Origin of the sequence: Lysinibacillus capsici (assembly GCF_003367505.1) — a bacterium.
In the GTDB taxonomy this organism is placed as follows: domain Bacteria; phylum Bacillota; class Bacilli; order Bacillales_A; family Planococcaceae; genus Lysinibacillus; species Lysinibacillus capsici.
The window spans coordinates 14,814-34,557 of sequence record NZ_PXXX01000002.1 but is presented as its reverse complement, the minus strand read 5'-3'; the positions used below and the strand labels follow the sequence as shown (position 1 = coordinate 34,557).

The following is a 19,744-nucleotide window of genomic DNA, read 5'->3' as shown; positions in this document are numbered from 1 at the left end:
AAAAGGGCATCTCCTACAAATAAGGAGATACCCTTTTCATGGAATGCGACTTAATAATAGAAGTTACGATCCACTTTATTTTCTTGAATAGCTTTTGCTAAACGAACTGTTGACACAGCCAAATCGGCATATGACACACTCTTGGTAGCATTAAAGTTATTTTGCTGTGTATCAATCAGCCCCATCCCATTTGCTATTGCTATATAGCCTGTATACGCTGGATCAATAGAAGCTGCATCCGCAAAGTTTAATTTGTAAATATCCTTATACTTTGCAACATTCTCCAATTGCATTGCTTTAACAGCCCATACTGCTAGCTCTTGACGAGTCAATGTTTCATCCAAAGCGAATTGGTTTGCTGGCTGTAAAATTCCCATTCTTACAGCTTGTTCAACCACTCCATATAATGGATGGTTTTTATCGATATTGCTGAAGGTTTGCTTTTCACCATCGCCACTACCAAAATGGCCATATGTTAAAGATTTTAGTAGAATCTTTAATGCTTCTCCCTTTGTCACAGCAGCATCAGCATTAAAGTTTGCTATATCTTTTATCTCTAATACATTTTGATGTAGAAGATAATTTAATTCATTGGCTGCTGTTGGGTGTGAAATAGATTGCTTTTCTTTTGAGCCATCTACCTCATACAACCATTCACCAGTAATTGCATCAATTTGATTAACTAAGCTACCGTTGTAAGTTGGAGCATAGACTAGATCATAATGTTGTTTACCTTCAGTATCCTGCTTTACATATTGTAGTTGTAATGTAAGAGCCTTACTATAGGCTTCTTTTGCTTTATCAGCAGAGATTACTTGACTAAGAGAAGGCCAGTTATTAATCTTTTGTTTATTAACATTCAATGAACGTAATGATCCATCAGAGCCAATACCTACGTTTATTTCATCTCCAACAACCGCAATTCCGTTTACGATGCGTGGGAAGGAGAAGTAATAATCTTTACTATAATCATCATGTACAGGATCATCAATTGGCATCGAATACTCATGTAAATAGGATGGAGCCCATTGCTTTAAGTATTCAACAGCCTTTGCTAATGCCGCATCCTTTGAGACGGTAGTTGTTTTGTCAGTGTTGATAAAATCTCTCATAATATCGTGATACTGTACGATATCGCCTGTTGCCTTATTAATTTCTAAAGAGGTACCGGACCCGCCATTATTGTACATATACATGTAATTTACTGTATAAACCGTTTCACCATTGTCATTTTCTCTTTCGTCAACCATATCAATAGTGAGCTTTGCCTTGTCTTCATCGACTTTTAATAAATTTTTAGCGAATTCCTCAACCTCTGCTACTGTCATACCGCTTTTTCTTGGTGGTAATTGCTGTGAGGATATTTTCTCAGGGCTTTTCGTCTTAGGAACTTGTGTAGAGAAGCCATTCGTTGTTTGCCATTGACCCGTTAATGCATGTACACCATTAAATCCTGTTGCTGGCATATAGACAAGCTTCACATTACGTTGATCGCTAAAATAGTCAACGTAATAACGAAGTTCAACTGCTAAGTTATCACGTACTTGTGCAACAATTTCTTCCTCATTTTTTTTCTGGCTTGAGCTATCAAAGGTTGCTTTACCAATTGATTCTGTATTTTTATACATTCCTGTTATTTGACCATTAGCAAGAACATCTATAGTGATACTTTGATCGCCAATAAGCACTCCATTATAGGTTGGTGAATAAACAAATGAGTAGGTAATTGGTTGTGATAATGGACGATTAATGTCATTGTAATAACCGAAGCCATCTTCACGGAGTTTATAGTTCTCTATTTTCGCAAATTTTCTTAGGAAGTCATCTGCAATTTTTTTTGCTTCAGTCTCTGAATATTTTGCGGGATATACTGCTTCAGCGATATTAGCTGGCTGATAATAGAAATGTTCTAACTCTAAATCTTCACCTTTAAATGTAAAACCACCATATACATCTTTACCATTTACCGTTTTATGGAAGTTTAAATCATAACGGACCGTTGTATCATCTCTAAAAAAATGACCGCCTCCAGAATTAAACTCATTATCAGCTACAAATTTGAACTCTTCAGGGAATAGTGCACGTAATTTGTTAATTAGCATACCTTTTGTCACTTTCGTCTCTGAGGCAGCCAACTGTATTGCAATACGCTCTGAAGGTTCTTTCACATTTGCAGAAGCTTGTGAAACGGGTGCTAGAATACCAACAGAAAATGCAGTAGTTGTTAAAATAATACCTAACTTTTTAAATTTACCCAAAATATACCTCCTAAAATACTATTTACCATAATTATAATATATTTACCCTTAATTAGAAATGAATTTTACAGATAATTTCCTCTTCGAAGAAAATACATTGGGCAATCCGTCCTTTTTTCTTCATTTTCTCATTTCTTTACCACATCAAAATTGGCACCAATTAACACCCAGTTCTGAGGGAATGGTAGTCCTAATTTCCAATAACCAATACCACGAAGGTTATATTGTTTAATGAGATTGAATTTAGCTTGAATAGATCTAGCATCTTCAAACCACACCATATGCGCCCTACCTTGCTCATCATAGTATTCAAAAAATGGTGCTTGGGCTCTCCAATCATACTGAATTGCTGCATTATAACGTTTAGCAATTTCAATGGCTCGCTGTGGACTAAGCGCTTCTGCATACGGTCCCCCCTGAACAAAAGGTAACGTCCAATCGTAGCCATATAAATTTTGCCCTAACATAATTTTGCTTGCAGGTATTTCACTCACCGCATATTTTACAACTGCTTCTACCTCTGGGAGAGGTGAAACGGCCATTGGTGGGCCAGCTGAATATCCCCATTCATAAGTCATGAGTAAAACAAAGTCCACGATTTCCCCATGTGCTCTATAATCATGTGCCGCTGTCCATGGTCCTCGTTCACTATCACTTGTTTTAGGAGCTAATGCTGTAGACACTGTATATCCTTGAGCGTGAAATTTTTCTACAGCTCTTCTTAAAAAATTGTTATAGGCTTGTCGTTGATCTGCTGGCAAATTTTCGAAGTCAAAGTGGATATCTTTAACATCCCCAAGTCGCTTTGCTTCTGCAAGAATATTATCAAATAATAAATCTTGAACAGCTGTACTTTGAAAAATATCTCTCGCTAATTCACCACTAAAACTAAAATTCTCCAAATTAGAAATAACCATTGCCATTGATGCTCCCGTATCATTTGCAATTTGTGTCACACCTTGGCTTGGTGGCCTCTGTAAAGTACCTTCACGCCTAGCCTCATAGCTAAATAAAGCTAAATATGTTAAATTAGGACCCGCTTCCCTCGCTTGATTCAAGAGTGCTTCACTAACTGATGTTCCTCTCGGCTCTAAATAGGCTAATGTTTCTGCCCTTGTTTTTGGTGGCTGTGGGATATATAATCTCGTTCCAACTGCTAATGGTTGATTTGGATTAATGCCATTTACTTGTGCAAGTGTTACATAATTAATACCGAAACGTTGGCCAATTGACCATAGGCTATCACCTGGCTGTACATAATAAAAGCTTCCGACAATCGGGATTACAAGAGCTTGCCCCACAACTAAACGATTTGGCTCTGGAATTTGATTGGCATCTATAATGCTCTGAACCGTAGCCCCATACGCCTGTGCAATTCCCCATAAAGACTCGCCAGCCCGTACAACGTGTATTTGAATGATTTTGCCTCCTTCTAGCTTTATAAAATCATACCTATAAAGCTTATGAAATCAGAGATGAAAAGATGTCTCTTAACAACTCCACAAAAGTACACCACTATTCAAAGCAAATAAATAGTATGCTATATTATGTCACCTATTTAATACTAATGATAATAATCTTCGTTTATGAGATTTCATGAAAGAATGTTCTTTTAAATACGTATGTCTAAAAAGTTAAATGAATAATATATTCTGCTTCTTCACCGTTATTAGAATAAAAAAACGCAAAATGATACTTATCTTGATAACAATAATCGTACAAATGTTCTATTTTCTGCATAATCTTCAGTAAATTTTTACCCACTTTCTACCCTACAAATCAGTTGTAGCAGGCTACTTTTGATAACACTTTTCCCAAATTTTTTTACGCAACTAGCGTCATATGCCTTATTCTTTTCCCTGTTCTCACTCTTGTATAATGAAATTATTGTAAGGAGGTGTTAGATTGCGTTTATTTTACCAGCAAAAAGTAATCGGTAAGAAGTCTCGTAAACTTGAAAAAATTTCATTTTCAATTGAAGAGCCTGTCATAACGTTACAAGATTTACTTGTTCAGCTTGTTACACAGCAGGTTCAACAATTTAATGAGAAAATGGTAGATACACCACTTCATGTTTATTTATCGGATCAGCAACTAGAAGAAGCTGCTCAATATGGCAAAGTACATTTTGGAGAAAAGAAAAAGGATACTGTACAGTCAGTGGATCAAGCTATTTCCACAATGCTTCAAGCCTTTCAGGACGAGCTGTTTTTAGTCCTTCATAATGAAGAATCTTTAGATTCTCTTTCTACACCATTAAACATACAGGAATACGATGTCTTTACATTTATTAAACTTACTATGCTTGCAGGACGAATTTGGTAAGGAGGGATTTATATGACACTTTCACATGAACAAAAAATACATTTTCAAAGTATAGTTGATTCTGCACCTATAGCAATACAGCCTTTAGCAGCTGCATTGTTAAAATACATGGACAATAGAGATTATGACATTGAAACGCTTATAGCTGCTCAGCAATATTCATCACTTGAAGAACTATTTAGTGGACCATTATTTGAAGTGCTTACCATGTTTTCTTCACAAGAACGTGCACTTAAGATCAAGAAACTAGCATTACGCTTTGATGCTACAATGTTCCAAAGAGGTGTTTTACGTCGATCTTTTCGTTCTTCTCAACCAGTGCAAGACCATCTGTTTCAATGTTTACAATTAATAGAAGAAATGCTGACATTTGAGGAAATTACTTTGCAGGAGTTGTTAACGAATCATCGTCAATATGAGCATGGAACCTATCCAAACTATAGCTCCTATGTCTTAAAGAATGAAAATACAAAAGTAATGGGTTTTAATGTCTTTGAGCAGTTGCTTGCTGAAGAACTATCATTAGAAAACCCGTCAATTGAAGAAGCAGTAGAAGGTATTTTATTTGATGAACATCATAGTAGCTTTTTCGGTCATCCATTCATTCGAGGTATTTTTAAATCGAGTAATCACCGGATGCATAATGCACTTGGCAAACTCTTATTAGCAGCTGCACGACAAGAAGGTTTACGACAGGCAATAGTAGAAAATATTGACCATGGCAATCTTGATGCACAACTCAACATGATGAAGCTTATTCAGGAACATCGCCTAACACGCTTCTCCTCTGTAATTCGAGCAGTCGATACTTGGATGGGACTTGGCTATAATAGTTTCGAAAATCAAAAAATAACAGAGGAAGTTCTTGCATTAGCCATCCAAGCAATCGAAGAAGACAGCTTTGTTGAACAACTGTTAACGAGTGAACGTACAATTGATATCTATGTTGCATTATGGGCAACTGCTACAAAGGACTATACAAAATTAAATGACCTTGTAACAATACTCTTAAAGCGTGACAAGCATATCCAACTTACAACGCTTGCCTTTTTGAAAAACTTATCGAAAATTTCCTTCACTGCGCCATTTGTAAAGGATTTAATCTTATCAACAAAAGATATCGAGTTGTTTGCCTTTGCATGGGGCAATTTTCTTTATGCTAATCACCATATTAATAGTGAGTATGCAAGAGACAATGAATGGGCGCAAATCCTTCAAACCTTCATGCAAGAAAACACACAGTTACAAGGGATTGAATACCTTTTATTTGAACAGCTTGAGTGGGCAAAAAATGAAATTACGAAAGATGGACTTAACATTACAGGTAAACCTCTATCCTTTGTCCATGTCCATTTGTCATTAGAAGATTTAATTTCAACACAAATTATTTTAGCCCATCATGTACAAGACGAGGCATTATTCCAACGGATTATTGAGCATGCAGATTCTTACTCACCATCTAGCAGAATCGGCCTACTGAATATTTATTGTCTTGACCCTGTCACAGAAGGTCAACGTGAATTTTTATTTAATTCATTACGGGATCGCAGTTCCATCAATCGTTCTCTGGCGTTAAAGAAAATACATGCTCTAACACCAACAGAAGAAGAAATAGCAAAAATTGAAGATCTTTTAGCTAATAAATCAGGTGCACTTCGTAAAGAGGCTATTTCACTCTTAAAAGTTCAGGCACAGAATAATCTGTTACAAAGTGCTGAAAGGCTGTTAAAAGATAGTAAGCAGTTAAAGAGACTTGGAGGGCTTGAATTACTATTAGAAGCCTCTAAGCGACACAACTTAGCAAGCGAGCAAATTACAGCTTTATGCTCCTTATTACCAAAAGTAACTAAAAACGAGCAAGTTTTGTTAGAGCAATTAATTACAAGGGATGTCCCTGAGTATAACGAGAGTAATGGCTTTGGCTTGTATACACCACATCCCCCTATTCAATATGGCTGTATTTCGGATGGAGCCATTCAAATGAATGGTGTAGAGCCTTGGCAACAGCTTGCTCCACTTTATGTACAGGCACCTACACCTTTTGAAAAATTCTTTCAATATGATGTTGATAAGTTATTATCTAAGCTTGAACAGCTTATTCAGGTTTTAGATCAACATGCTGAACTAGAATATGAAACATACCAATGGAATGACACACCCATTAGCACTACATTAGGACAAAGATATAGTGTAATGGCAACTAAATCGGATAATCAACGACATGCTAGTCTTGATGCTTATCCTATCCCCGAAGAAATTGTTCAATGGATGAAGACAGCATTATTTAGTAATGAGGACTTAGCCTATTTTAATTTTTACCATAATCTATCAGAATACCCTGCTGCTCATGATCTTTCCGAAGCAGCTCATACACTAATTAAACCGTTCTTCCAATACAAAGATTTAAAAGTACGTGTTGCGCAATTTAATTCCTTGAAATATGACGATACAATTCAACAGATTTTCTCAGTGCTATCCCAAGACATCGACAAAATCTCAGGTGATACAGTGCTACATCAGGAAGCACTTTCATTACTCGAAAAGCATGCACCCGAATTTAATCGCTTCGAACAGGCAGTAGGCATAATGTTACAGCTATTCAAACAAATCCCTGCTGATCAGTGGCAACTTGATGTTCGAGAGAAGGGTTATTATTACTATCGTTCCACTTCTACTATTATCGATTTAGATGTCGTTGAGTCATTCGTTGATCGATGCTGGTCTGATTACTCAACCTATGGTGAATATGTCAAAATGCTAGCTGTTAATGAAGAGCTAACAAAGCGTATGAAAAATGCAAGCTATAGCCCAAACGTCTACAATTTATCTTTGTTCCAATATTTAGACGCCATGAAAGTTGGTTTATTTACGCAAGATCACCTATTTGAAGCCATATTTACCAACACGCTCGCTTCAGAAATATTTAATGAGCCAACTAAGTTACAAGAACGCTATCAACAATCGTTTGAAGATTTAACAGATTTCTTTGCTATTCGTGAACAAGCGATTGATCGTATTTTAGCCATAGAGCTAAAACGTGGTGATACGCCTACTGCTGTAACAAAGCTTGCTAGTAGCATTTCTTATTTTGAGGGTATTGATTATTTCTTACAGATTCTACAGGCACTTGACGGAGAAAAGCTTGCGAGAGGATATATTTGGCAGGCAGAAACGAAAAAGGATGTATTCTCCAGATTGCTAACTAACTGTTACCCTAAAAGAGAAGAAACAGCCCAGCAATTAAAAGAAGCATGGCTGAAAACAGACATTTCTAAAGAACGTTTAATTGAAGCCATGATGTATAACCAACATTGGATAGACCTTGTCAGTGAAGTGATTGGCTGGGATGGACTAAAAGAATCAGCCTGGTATTTTATTGCTCACACAACAGATTCATTGTCTGACTATGCCAAAGATCAAATTGCCCTTTTCTCTAGCATAACTGCTGAGGATTTCCGTGATGGTGCATTCGATTTAGCTTGGTTCCAAAGCGCCTATCAAACACTTGGGGCTAAGAAATTCAAACTTGTTTATGATGCTGCAAAATATGCTTCTGAAGGAGCCAACCATCGTCGGGCACAGCTTTATGCAGATACAGCTATCGGTAAGCTCAGTCCAAAACCGTTAATGCAAGAAATTCAAGATAAACGCAATAAAGATAAACTGCGCGCACTTGGTCTTATCCCTTTAATAAAATCCGATGACAAAGACGCCCTGACACGCTATCAATTTATTCAACAGTTTTTGAAGGAAAGTAAGCAATTTGGTGCTCAACGCCGCGCAAGTGAGGCTCGAGCAGCAAGTATCGCTCTAGAAAATTTAGCGCGCAATGCAGGGGATGGAGAAGCCACTCGCTTCACATGGCGTATGGAGTTATCTGCCTTTAACGATATGAAGCATTTATTTAAAGCACAACAAATCGAGCAAATTACAGCCCATCTACAAATAGAGGATGATGCCTCTGTAGCTATTATTGTTGAAAAGGATGGTAAACGTCTAAAGAACGTTCCTGCTGCATTAAAAAAGCATGCTGATATTGTAACCTTGCAGGAAGCCCGAAAAGACTTACAAGAGCAATATAAACGAGCACGCCCAGCGCTTGAGCAAGCAATGGAATTAGAAACAGTATTTTCGGTCGAGGAGCTCATTCATTTATTAGCTCATCCGATTCTAGCTCCGCTGTTACAAAAACTACTATTTATTAGCGATAATTACGTTGGAATGCTGACATCAGAAGGTTTACAGCTTTTATCGGCTGACGTTGTGAACCTTGCTCCTACGTCCTCTATAAAGATTGCTCATCCTTACCATCTTCTAGAGAGCGGTCAATGGAGACAGTGGCAATCCTATATGTTTGAGCACAACATTAAACAGCCATTTAAGCAAGTGTTCCGTGAGTTATATCTCATCAATGCTGATGAAAAAGCACAGAAACATTCATTGCGCTATGCAGGGCATCAAGTAAATCCTTCACAAACAGTAGCCCTGTTGAAAACACGTGGCTGGCAAATCAGCTATGAAACAGGACCACGTAAAGTATATTATAAGGAAAATATTGTGGCATCCTTGTATGCACAGGCAGATTGGTTTACGCCAGCAGAAATTGAAGCACCTGCAATCGAAGGTGTTTACTTCTATGATCGACTAACAGGCAAAGATATCGTTTTAGATGATATTCCAGCTGCGATATTCTCTGAGGTTATGCGAGATATTGATCTTGTTGTCAGCGTAGCTCATGTTGGTGGTGTAGACCCTGAGGCAAGTCATTCTACTGTTGAAATGCGCAGCATTATCGTAGAAGAATTGGCTAAATTATTGAAGCTAAACAATGTGGAAGTGAAAAAACAACATGCCCTCATAGAAGGTAAGCTAGCAAGTTACTCCTTACATTTAGGAAGTGGTGTGGTGCATCAAATAGGCGGTTCCATGATCCCAATTATTGCTGTCCCATCTCAGCATCGTGGACGAATTTTCTTACCGATGGTGGATGATGATCCACGGACGGCTGAGATCATGTCCAAGCTCTTATTACTATGTGAAGATACAAAAATTAAAGATCCAGCTATATTAACTCATATTCGAAGCTATGAGCAAATGCACTAACGTACTCTAGATAAAAACAGGTGACTCCATTCGTCACCTGTTTTTACTTTATATCTGTTTTAATCATTTCAAACAATAGCGGTACATTCGTGCCACGATGCAATGAATGACAGCCTTCCATTAAAAATGACCAACTTTTCTTTATTTTTTCCCTATAAGACAACTCTGAACTAACTGGGAGATAGGTGCTTAAATATTCCTCAATCGTGCATGTCAGATTGTCCATAAATTTATCTGCTTTTTGTATTTTTTCTGTTGGGATTTCATTGCGCTCATTCCATAAGACATGTTCTAAATTCGTAGAAAAATAAAATAATTGATAAGGTACTTTCATACGGTTAATGCTAAAGTGGTCGTTGGCAATCAAAATTCTAGCATTCTTAGCCTTCATATCATTGCGTTGTTCTATTTGTTCTTTGCGTTTATCCGACTTCACTAAAATAGCATCCTCTGTATAAAATAAGTTTTGCTCGATACGCTCATCTACCTTGACGCACTCTGGTGCAATAAAGCATCCATCTGCATCTGTAATATGAACAACCGCTGTTAAATCATTGGCTAAAAATTTATATTTTTCAAGATAGCTTTGAATCACTCGTACAACACTGTTTTTAATATTCGGTATTCGTTTGTGCGCATCCCACTTTGTTAAGATATCTTCTCGTTGTACATCAAAACGTATTGTGGAGTTCGCAAAATGAGCATCTAAATAATCCTCTAAAATAATTTGCTCCGTCTGCCCTTCCACAATAATCAAAAGTACTTTTTTAGTCATGTTGAACACCTGCTTTACGAAAAGCCCGCTTTATTTTAAATGTTTTAGTTTCCTTATATATCTCTTCCTCTTGCCCGCCAAGCTGGATAGCACGTAAATAGACATCTCTAGCGTTATTCACTTCTTTGATACCTTTTAGCTGCATATAACGGTGATGTTCATTTGTTGTCGTAAACCATAAATTTTTAATAGCTAGCACCTCTAACACACGTAGATTATGGGAAGTAAAAATAAGTTGCCCTTTTCCATCCTCATCTATCACTGTTAACAACTCACCTAACAAATATTCAAATACACCTGAATCTAATTCATCAATAACCACGCATGCATTCGGATTATTGTATACAGCAATTAATACACTAAGAATAGAAATGATCTTTAAAATTCCCTCTGACTCTGTTCGTAGCGGTAATTCCTGCTCCCCACGCTGAGACAAAAATTCAAAACGAATTCCTTGCTCGCCACTGTCCATCATTTGCTTTGTAATGATATTAATTTTAATCGTCAGACCAGGAATAATTGCTGAGAGCACTTGATTACTTTGTTCAATAACTTCACATAATGCATAGAATGCATCCTCTGGTAATAAAGCTGGTCCATTTAAATCATAAGGAATAAGACCTCTTGTTTTCTCTAAATGAATACTGAATGGCATCATCCGTTCTTCAAATAGTGGGGCAATATTTTGAGTATTAACAACATGTAAGTCTCGACTAAAATCAACAGCAATATTTTGTAGCAACTGCATTTCTAGCTCAGAAAGCCGTTCCTGTAATAATGTCTTTATATCTTTATGGAATAGAAATGATATATATTGTTTTCTTGCTAACTGTTGAATAACCAGTAATTGAATTCGTGCTTGTTCACTCAAATCATCCAGTTTCGATTGACGAATTTGTACATCCCTCTCCGTCACAGCCACTAAAATCTTTGATCGCTTCCCTTTCGTGTTTTCTCGATAGGTAAGGCGCTCCAACGTAGTATATAGTCGATGTTGATCCTCCTGTAGCTCCACATAGTAATTCACAAAAAATGTACCGAATTGATTCTGAACTAGAAATTCTACATCCATGCTAGCTGTTTGCTCTCCTGCCAATATAAGTCGCTTCTTTTGAGAGGGCAACTTCACTTCAGCAAGCCATCCTGATAGAAGTGTCTTCAATAAACTAAATGCATCTACAATGGTTGTCTTTCCAGAGCCATTTTGTCCATATAGGCCAACAACATTCGCTTGTAGAAATGTCTCAAAATTTACTGTGAGAACAATTTCACCCTGTCGTACATTTCGTAAATTTTGTATGTTTATTTTTTTTATCTTAATAATTGCCATGTGCTAAACATCCTTTTAGCTTTTTCCCTTATTATAATGAAAATCGTTTTATTTTATAACAAATTCGAACTTAAGCATCCATAGCCTATAGCCTATGACAAAAATCGTAATAGGCATATGTTAGAAAAAATGAAGAAAGGTGTGTTTCATTGGTTTATCCTAGATTAGCCCCTGATGATTTTAACAGTCAATTTCGCCCAGGTATGAAAATATGGGTAACACTCCCTACTGGTACTTATTCAGGTACATTAATTCGGACATTCGGAACTGGAGGAAGAACTGCTGAAATTCAGTTAGATAATGGTCAAATAGTGACTGTGGATGTTAGTCAAATCACTGCTGCAGGTACAGGAACACCTCCTGGTAGTTCCTATCCGCCGCCATACCCACCACCATATCCACCATATCCACCATATCCGCCTCAACCTTATCCACCGCGGCCATACCCACCACAGCCTTATCCACCGCAACCTTATCCGCCACGTCCTTATCCACCACAGCCTTATCCACCGCAACCTTATCCGCCACGTCCAGGGGGGCAATATCCTGGTTTCCCACCACCATTAATACCTGGACTCCCTAATATTTTACCGGGCATATTTGGTAATCCGCGGCCTTAGCAACAATAGAAAAGGTTATTTCTTTATTTAAGAATAAAGAAATAACCTTTTTTCATTTTATTCCCATAACAATAATCATCAAATCCCTTTACATATAAGTCATGACAAAATAAGTAAAAAGCCCTAACAAGGAATTGGAAATTGGTATTTCAGCCAAATTTTTAATCAACTAAAAATAAGTTAGATCTGAGCATACTTCTTTTTTATACTAGGAAATATATAGCTTTTTGTAAAAATTTAACCTAACCTAAAAAATATATAGACTAAAAAACTATATATCATCATTTATTTATAGAAATCATGACTTGAAATAGTAAGTTTTCTGGGTTGTGAATCAATTTTTTTGGCAGTATAGTAGTTAAATGATAGGGGATAAATAGATTATTTTGCATTTATAAATAATTAACACGCATCTGGACTTCTACGAATAACATCAACATCTTCAATGTGTAGTACATTGACTAAATTATCCATTTATAGTCCTTAGCTTGAAATATTTGCTATATCATATTAGGAGGAAAAGCATGAAAACACGCAAGAAGCAGCAAATGTCTATTAGTAAGAAATTAACTGCAATAGTAGTGAGTATTTTATTATTATTTGGATTAGTTACTTTAGGTCTTTCTTATTATATAGTAAGAAATAGTAATTTAACAGACATGAATCAATCTCTTTCTGACAAAGGCATGATCCTAGCCAAAACCATTGATATTACTACACTAAAATCGATATTAGAGAATCCTACAAATAGTAACCCTGATGCTCTACGATTAACTAGTGAAATGGATGCAATCAATGATAATTCAGATAGCATTACCAATCTATTTTTAATTACAGTTAACGGTGAAAATATTAATGCACCTGTTCTATCATCTAGTATACTTGAACTAGGGGCAGAGTATAACCAAGATATGATTGCAATGGGTTTATCTCCAGATTTCCTAGCAAGAATTAAAGAAGTCTTTGATACAAAAAAAGCAACAGCAACAGATATTTATAGCGATGAATATGGTAGCTATAAAACAGGCCTTACACCAATCTTGGATGAGAATGGGAATATGCTGGCTGCTTATGCCATTGACTATGACGTATCAATGGTAACAGGAAAAGCGATGTCTGAAGCCCTATGGACTTTATTAGTAACGGTTATTTTCTTAATTGGTTCATCCATTGCTGTTTACACTCTTTTAAGAAAAAAATTAACACCAATTCAACAACTTTCCTTACAATCTAAAAAAGTCGCAGAAGGTAATTTAGAGCTGGAACCATTACCAGTTACTTCAACAGACGAAGTAGGAATGCTCACACAAAATTTTAATTCTATGATCGATAACTTAAAAAATGTTATTAAGAGTACAACGATTGTTTCTGAGCGTGTTTCAAACACAGCCAATGTTTTATCTGTAAATATGCAAGAAGCTTCCGATTCATATAATAATGTAGCATCTTCCATGCAGGAGATTGCAAGTGGCGCTGATCTTCAAGTACAAAAGGCAAAAGAAAGTACAATTACCATTGAAGAAATGAATATTGGTATTCAACGTATTGCCATGACGTCCAATCAAATTTCAGAATCCTCGATTTTAGCATCAGAGGAAGCTGAAAGAGGGAATGAATCGACAAATAAATCTGTTGCACAAATGAATGCTATTAGCAAAGCTGTTAATCAATCTGCAGCTTCTGTTAAATTACTTGGCGATCATTCCAATAAAATAGAAGAAATCGTAGGAATCATTACAGGGATTGCTTCGCAAACCAATTTACTTGCATTGAATGCGGCAATCGAAGCTGCACGTGCAGGGGAGGCTGGTAGTGGCTTTGCAGTGGTTGCTGATGAGGTACGTAAACTTGCAGAGCAATCTGAGGCATCTGCAAGAGAAATTTCTACACTTATTTCTCATATCCAGCATGATACAAACGAATCTGTAAATATCATGGTTCACGCTGTAGAAGAAGTAGATCATGGTATTGTCATGATCAATGATTCGGAAAAATCATTTAGCCAGATTTTAACTTCCATTCACCATGTGACAGGGCAAATTCAAGAGCTTTCTGCAACAATTGAAGAAATGGCAGCTGGTATGGAAGAAGTAACATCTGCCGTAAAAGATATGGAAGATTTTTCAGTCAATTCAAAGGACAATACAAGAGCAGTAGCAGCAACTTCTGCCTCTCAATTGAATACAGTACAACGAGTTTCTGAAGAAGCTCAAGTATTATCCGAGCTATCTGATGAATTAATGAATGTTGTTAATACCTTTGTAGTGAAATAAAAAATGAAAGGGCTGCCCTTATTAAGGAGAGTTATGTCCGTTAGTTTCTCACAGATCGATTCACTACTGTGGACCTAATGACGATAATCGCTCCTTCATAGGTGTCGGCCCTTTTCTAAAATAGGAGTTGTCATAATTGAATAATAAAAAAGAATTTGATGTACACCCATCACAGAATAATATGCTTTCTTTTGACCAACAAACACTTCAATCCAATAGTACACAATTATTAAACAGAGAAGACTTACTCGCATATCAAACGTTAAACCGTACAATAGCTGACTACGATCAAAACACCACAATACCTGACGTATTTTATCAGGCAGCACAAAAATTTGCGGAACGAATCGCATTATCCTATGAAGGTGGTAAACTTACCTACCGTCAGCTAAATGAACAATCCAACCAAGTTGCTCATATGTTAGTTGCCAACGGTCTACAAAAAGGAAACTATGTAGCGATAGTTATGGAACGCAGTAAAGAAACTGTCATTAGTTTGTTAGGTATCCTGAAAGCTGGTGGAGTTTATGTTCCCATTGATCCGAGCTATCCAAAAGAACGTTGTCAGTACCTATTAAACGATACAGGTGCTCCATTTATCATAACGAAAAACGAACATACAGCTCTACTGAATGATTTTATACATAATGATTCCCAAACACGCACAGTGTTCACAATCAACCAAATGGAGCAAGGATATTCACAGGAAAATATCCAATGTGAAATTCTTCCATTCGATTTAGCCTATATTATTTATACATCTGGTTCAACAGGTAAGCCAAAAGGCGTCATGCTTAAGCATGAGGCTGTCATTAATTTAATAACAGATAATCAACGAATCTACCATTCAACTAAAGAAGATGTTTATTCCCAGTTTATTTCTTTTAGTTTTGACCCTTCTATAACAGAAACTTTTACCGCTTTATTTTCAGGTGCAAGACTTCATATGCTTACAAGTATAGAGCGTTTGTCCATTGAGGCATTTGCTGATATGATCGACCGTGAGCAAGTAACGACCGCTACTGTTCCAAATGCTTTCTTTACACAGCTAGCTACACATTTACCAGTAAGCTATAGAAAAAAGCTTTCGACATTAAATTATTTATCTGTAGGTGGTGAAGCCCTATTGCCTGCCATTGTTCAAAAATGGCAAGACAAATTTGGACTCTCTACAGAAATTATTAATGTGTATGGACCAACTGAATGTACAGTATTGTCCTCCTATTTTAAGGTGAAAAGTCAGATAACAGACATGCAATCTAGTATCCCTATTGGTAGACCAATCGCCAATTATGAAATGTATGTTATTAATACGGACGATCAGCTATGTCCCGTTAATGTAATCGGAGAATTATGTATTGCTGGTGCTGGTTTAGCAGCAGGTTATTTACATCAGCCTGAAAAAACAGCTGAAGTATTTGTACCTCATCTCTTAAAGCCAGATCAAAAAATGTATCGAACAGGTGATTTAGTTCGACTATCGCCAACTGGTGTCATTGAATTTGTTGGACGTAAAGACTCTCAAATTAAAGTAAGAGGCTTCCGTATTGAACTTGGAGAAATCGAAACAGTATTGAGCAATCATACGAGCATTCAGGAAGCTGTGATCATTGCAAAGAAAATGGCTGATGGGAATAATCATTTATTTGCCTACTATACGGTGGCAAGTGGGATGCAGCTTGAGGAGAATCTTTTAAGGGACTACTTAGCAAATCTTTTACCAGATTATATGGTGCCAGAGCAATTTATTGAATTGCAAGAAATGCCATTATCCCCTACAGGAAAAATTGATCGAAAACACTTAGCTTCATTGGAATTATCTTTATCACGCAGTACTACATATATTGCCCCAGAAAATGATACACAGCGTATGCTTGCTACTGCATGGGAATTTGTACTCGGTATTGAGCCAATTGGCATTCACGATAACTTCTTTCATATCGGAGGGCATTCGCTAAAAGTGCTCGAGATTCTTGTACAAGTGAAAAAACATATACCATTCTTAAAGATTCAGGATTTCTTCCAATATCAAACGATTGCTGAACTAGATCATTATATTCGTCATTATCAACCAGAAGCGATTGAAGATCAAGACGAGCCAGCTAAAAGCATTGTATTCAAGGACTTAATGGAGCCTAGTCCTCTAAAAGTCTCCCAAAATGTGAAGCCCTTGCCAATGACATCGGTATTACTAACAGGTGCTACAGGTTATTTAGGTAGTCATGTATTATATGAGCTATTAGCAACAACAACTGCGCACATATTTTGCCTTATTCGACCAAGCACCCAAACTACGATTGAAGATAAACTAAGAGAGAGTATGCAATTTTATTTTGGCAATACTATTGCTCAGCAGATGAAAGATCGTATTACTGTTATCCAAGGTGACTTAGGGAAGCAACGACTACACTTATCTGATAAAGATGAAAAAATCATTATGAAAGAAATTAATGCTATCATTCATTGTGGTGCAGATGTACGTCATTTTGGTGCAGCTGATCATTTTAATAATGTCAATGTGAATGGAACTCGCTACTTGCTTGAAATAGCCAAACAGAAACCAGGTGTGCATTTCCATTATGTATCTACAATTGGCATTCCAGAGGAGCTAGCCGCCATACAATGGGGACCAAATGAAGCAAAAGGTAACTTCAATTACAATGTAAAGCTTGATAATGTTTATACTCAAAGTAAGCTAGAAGCAGAAAACCTTGTTCGAAACGCTGTACAGGATGCAATCCCTGTCTCCATTTATCGTGTAGGAAATTTAAGCTGTCATTCTGAAACAGGTAAATTCCAACGTAATATCGATGACAATGCCTTTTACCGTATGATTAAATCAATGCTTTATTTAGGTAAAACACCTACCGCACAATGGCATGTTGACTTCACACCAATCAATTATGCTAGTCAGGCACTTGTTTCTTTGGCAAGCCAGCCAGCAACCAACGGCCATGTCTTCCATTTATGTAACCCTGTATCGCTTACTTATTTAGAATTAATCGATATGCTTAAGGAAATTGGTTATGACCTAACAATTGTGTCAACACAAGAGTATACAGATTGGCTATTAAATGGTGATCATTCAAAAGATGTACAGGAATATTTATCGTTAGCCATTGCGCAGCTTGAAGGTGATGGAGCAAGTGACTCCCCATTTATCTTCAATTGCAAAAAAACGATAGAATTTTTAGCTCATACCAAGATTGAATGTGCGGCACCAAATAAAGCCTTTATTTACAGAATGATTCAATATGGCATTGATACAGGCTACTTTCCTGAACCAAAACAAGTCAATATAAGATGATAAAACAAACTATACAGTTATTTGCACTTCCTCTAGGAGTACAGTTAGCACCACCAGAACGGGATGCTTTCCTTAAAGTACTCCCTTTTGAGGTGCAAAGAAAAGTTCAGCAATACAAGCACTGGCAGGATCAGCAAAGAGCGTTGCTAGGTAGCACTCTTATTAGATGGGCACTCCTTCCCTATATAGATGACGTTCTGTTACAACTAGCTCATAATGAATTTGGGCGCCCTTATATTGCAGGACACCCTCATTGGCAGGGAGATTTTAATCTCTCTCATTCTGGGGATTGGATCGTGTTAGCAGTCACCACTATCGGACGAGTGGGCATTGATGTTGAAGAAATAAAGCCAGTGAGTGAAGATATGATGATATATGCGCTTTCTGAGACAGAGCGTCAATTGGTCTCTCATCAGCCTTTACATGTTTTTTATGAGTTTTGGACTTTAAAAGAGGCTCTTTTTAAAACAGGCTTGTTGCCAATCCTATCGCCATATTTGCTTGATACCACCAACATAAAAAAAACAAGGAAAGACCTTTTTACCCAATTACTCTATCTCGATCAGCAGCATCCTGTATCCGTCTGCTGGAACAATGAAAATTCTAAGTTAATAACCACAATATTAAATAAAGAGCAGCTTCTACAGCCATAACAATAATTATTCCTCCGTATTAAGAAAACGCTGCCCTAACGTGTCATTTATTCGACCCGCTAGGACAGCACTTTTTGTTTTATTTAAATAAGTCTGGATACATTTCTTTTGCTAATGCTTCCATTCCATCAATTGTGTTATAGCCATAGCCAAACATGTAATTGTAATCTACAATATACATTTGTTTATTTTTAATAGCCTTCATGCTTGATAGTTTAGGATTCGCATAAATTTCTTCACGTACTTTTGTCAAATCAGAACCATCCCAGTTAGGAAGAATTAATACATCTGGATCTGCTGCAATTAATGTTTCAACACTTACATCGCCTGTTTCATCTTTAAAAATATTATCTAATTTAACCATTTTGAATGCATCATTAAAGAATGTTTCATCGTGTGCTGGATAAACAAAAAGCTCTTTTGGATCATTTGTATGCAAATAGGCAAATGTTTTTTCTTCTTTTATACTTTCTAATTTTGAGGAAATATCTTGTTGTCGACCTTTTAATTCTTTAATAAAGCTATCTGCTTTGTCTTGAACATTAAAAATTTCACCAATATTCTTTATATCTTTATAAATAGAATCATACGTGCCGCCTGTTACGGATGACTCTAAAACATATGTTTTTACACCCATTTCATTAAGCGAATCTACTGTCCCTACTCCCCATTCAGCATTATCAAATAAGCCACCACGACCAAATACTAAATCAGGATCAGTACCTAATGTAACCTCTTTCCCAACATATTCATCACTTAAAATATTTAGCTTTGCATACTCTTCTTCAACAGCTTTATCAACTGCACCAAAGTTTGCACCAACACCAACGATTTTATCGCCTAATCCTAAATGTAATAATAATTCTGCAGCTGGGCGTGTATTTGCCATAATTCTTTCTGGTGCTTTATCAAATACTTGATCTTTCTTTTCCCATGTTGATCCACCTTCAGCCTTTGAAAAGTTCTCAATTGTCAGTGGATAATGCTCTTTTGTTTGTGTTTCCTTAGATGTATCTTTTGATGTGTTACCGCAGGCTGTTAATGTTAATAAAGCTGCTAAACCAATTCCTAATAATAATTTTTTCTTCATGTTTTTCCTC

At 36.7% G+C, this 19,744-nt stretch carries 11 protein-coding genes; 6 read left to right on the top strand and 5 right to left on the bottom strand.

Going from position 1 to position 19,744, the window contains the following annotated elements; genetic code table 11:
* Window positions 1–50 precede the first annotated feature (50 nt).
* Window positions 51–2,258: a YcdB/YcdC domain-containing protein gene (locus tag C7B89_RS00820; RefSeq protein WP_115672992.1), complete on the bottom strand. Its 2,208-nt coding sequence runs from the start codon at window positions 2,256–2,258 to the stop codon at window positions 51–53.
* A gap of 128 nt (window positions 2,259–2,386) precedes the next feature.
* Window positions 2,387–3,559, bottom strand: a complete 1,173-nt coding sequence (locus C7B89_RS00815; protein ID WP_425269266.1) for a glycosyl hydrolase family 18 protein — start codon at window positions 3,557–3,559, stop codon at window positions 2,387–2,389.
* 604 nt (window positions 3,560–4,163) lie between these two features.
* Here C7B89_RS00815 and C7B89_RS00810 point away from each other — a divergent pair.
* Complete coding sequence (locus C7B89_RS00810; protein WP_066038137.1) at window positions 4,164–4,583, top strand: hypothetical protein; 420 nt, start codon at window positions 4,164–4,166, stop codon at window positions 4,581–4,583.
* A 12-nt stretch (window positions 4,584–4,595) separates the two neighbouring features.
* Window positions 4,596–9,686 carry a DUF4132 domain-containing protein gene (locus tag C7B89_RS00805; protein ID WP_115672990.1) on the top strand — a complete coding sequence of 1,697 codons (5,091 nt, stop codon included), beginning with the start codon at window positions 4,596–4,598 and terminating at the stop codon, window positions 9,684–9,686.
* A gap of 43 nt (window positions 9,687–9,729) precedes the next feature.
* Here C7B89_RS00805 and C7B89_RS00800 read toward each other — a convergent pair whose 3' ends face one another.
* Together C7B89_RS00800 and C7B89_RS00795 are read right to left on the bottom strand one after the other, a co-directional pair.
* Complete coding sequence (locus tag C7B89_RS00800) at window positions 9,730–10,461, bottom strand: hypothetical protein (protein WP_048394942.1); 732 nt, start codon at window positions 10,459–10,461, stop codon at window positions 9,730–9,732.
* Window positions 10,454–11,791, bottom strand: a complete 1,338-nt coding sequence (locus C7B89_RS00795; RefSeq protein ID WP_048394941.1) for an AAA family ATPase — start codon at window positions 11,789–11,791, stop codon at window positions 10,454–10,456. Before C7B89_RS00795 ends, C7B89_RS00800 begins: the two co-directional genes overlap by 8 nt.
* Window positions 11,792–11,940: 149 nt before the next feature.
* Between C7B89_RS00795 and C7B89_RS00790 the strand changes: the two genes are divergently transcribed.
* The 4 genes from C7B89_RS00790 to C7B89_RS00775 all read left to right on the top strand — a co-directional run bounded on the left by C7B89_RS00790 (window position 11,941) and on the right by C7B89_RS00775 (window position 18,644).
* On the top strand, window positions 11,941–12,411 hold the full coding sequence (locus C7B89_RS00790) for a hypothetical protein (RefSeq protein ID WP_082148177.1): 471 nt from the start codon (window positions 11,941–11,943) through the stop codon (window positions 12,409–12,411).
* Between the two features lie 524 nt (window positions 12,412–12,935).
* Window positions 12,936–14,684, top strand: a complete 1,749-nt coding sequence (locus tag C7B89_RS00785) for a methyl-accepting chemotaxis protein (protein ID WP_054548886.1) — start codon at window positions 12,936–12,938, stop codon at window positions 14,682–14,684.
* 136 nt (window positions 14,685–14,820) lie between these two features.
* Window positions 14,821–17,991, top strand: a complete 3,171-nt coding sequence (locus C7B89_RS00780) for a non-ribosomal peptide synthetase family protein (RefSeq protein WP_115672989.1) — start codon at window positions 14,821–14,823, stop codon at window positions 17,989–17,991.
* Window positions 17,988–18,644 carry a 4'-phosphopantetheinyl transferase family protein gene (locus C7B89_RS00775; RefSeq protein WP_115672988.1) on the top strand — a complete coding sequence of 219 codons (657 nt, stop codon included), beginning with the start codon at window positions 17,988–17,990 and terminating at the stop codon, window positions 18,642–18,644. The genes C7B89_RS00780 and C7B89_RS00775 overlap by 4 nt, the downstream gene beginning before the upstream one ends.
* A 79-nt stretch (window positions 18,645–18,723) precedes the next feature.
* Here the strand turns inward: C7B89_RS00775 and C7B89_RS00770 are convergent, their stop codons facing one another.
* Entirely contained in the window at window positions 18,724–19,734 is a 1,011-nt protein-coding gene (locus C7B89_RS00770) for an ABC transporter substrate-binding protein (RefSeq protein ID WP_115672987.1), read from the bottom strand.
* Window positions 19,735–19,744: the final 10 nt, after the last annotated feature.

Excerpts from the sequence above, each read along its gene's own strand:
- C7B89_RS00800 (WP_048394942.1), bottom strand. The coding sequence starts at position 10,461 with ATGACTAAAAAAGTACTTTTGATTATTGTGGAAGGGCAGACGGAGCAA.
- C7B89_RS00770 (WP_115672987.1), bottom strand. The coding sequence starts at position 19,734 with ATGAAGAAAAAATTATTATTAGGAATTGGTTTAGCAGCTTTATTAACA.
- C7B89_RS00795 (WP_048394941.1), bottom strand. The coding sequence starts at position 11,791 with ATGGCAATTATTAAGATAAAAAAAATAAACATACAAAATTTACGAAAT.
- C7B89_RS00805 (WP_115672990.1), top strand. The coding sequence starts at position 4,596 with ATGACACTTTCACATGAACAAAAAATACATTTTCAAAGTATAGTTGAT.
- C7B89_RS00775 (WP_115672988.1), top strand. The coding sequence starts at position 17,988 with ATGATAAAACAAACTATACAGTTATTTGCACTTCCTCTAGGAGTACAG.
- C7B89_RS00785 (WP_054548886.1), top strand. The coding sequence starts at position 12,936 with ATGAAAACACGCAAGAAGCAGCAAATGTCTATTAGTAAGAAATTAACT.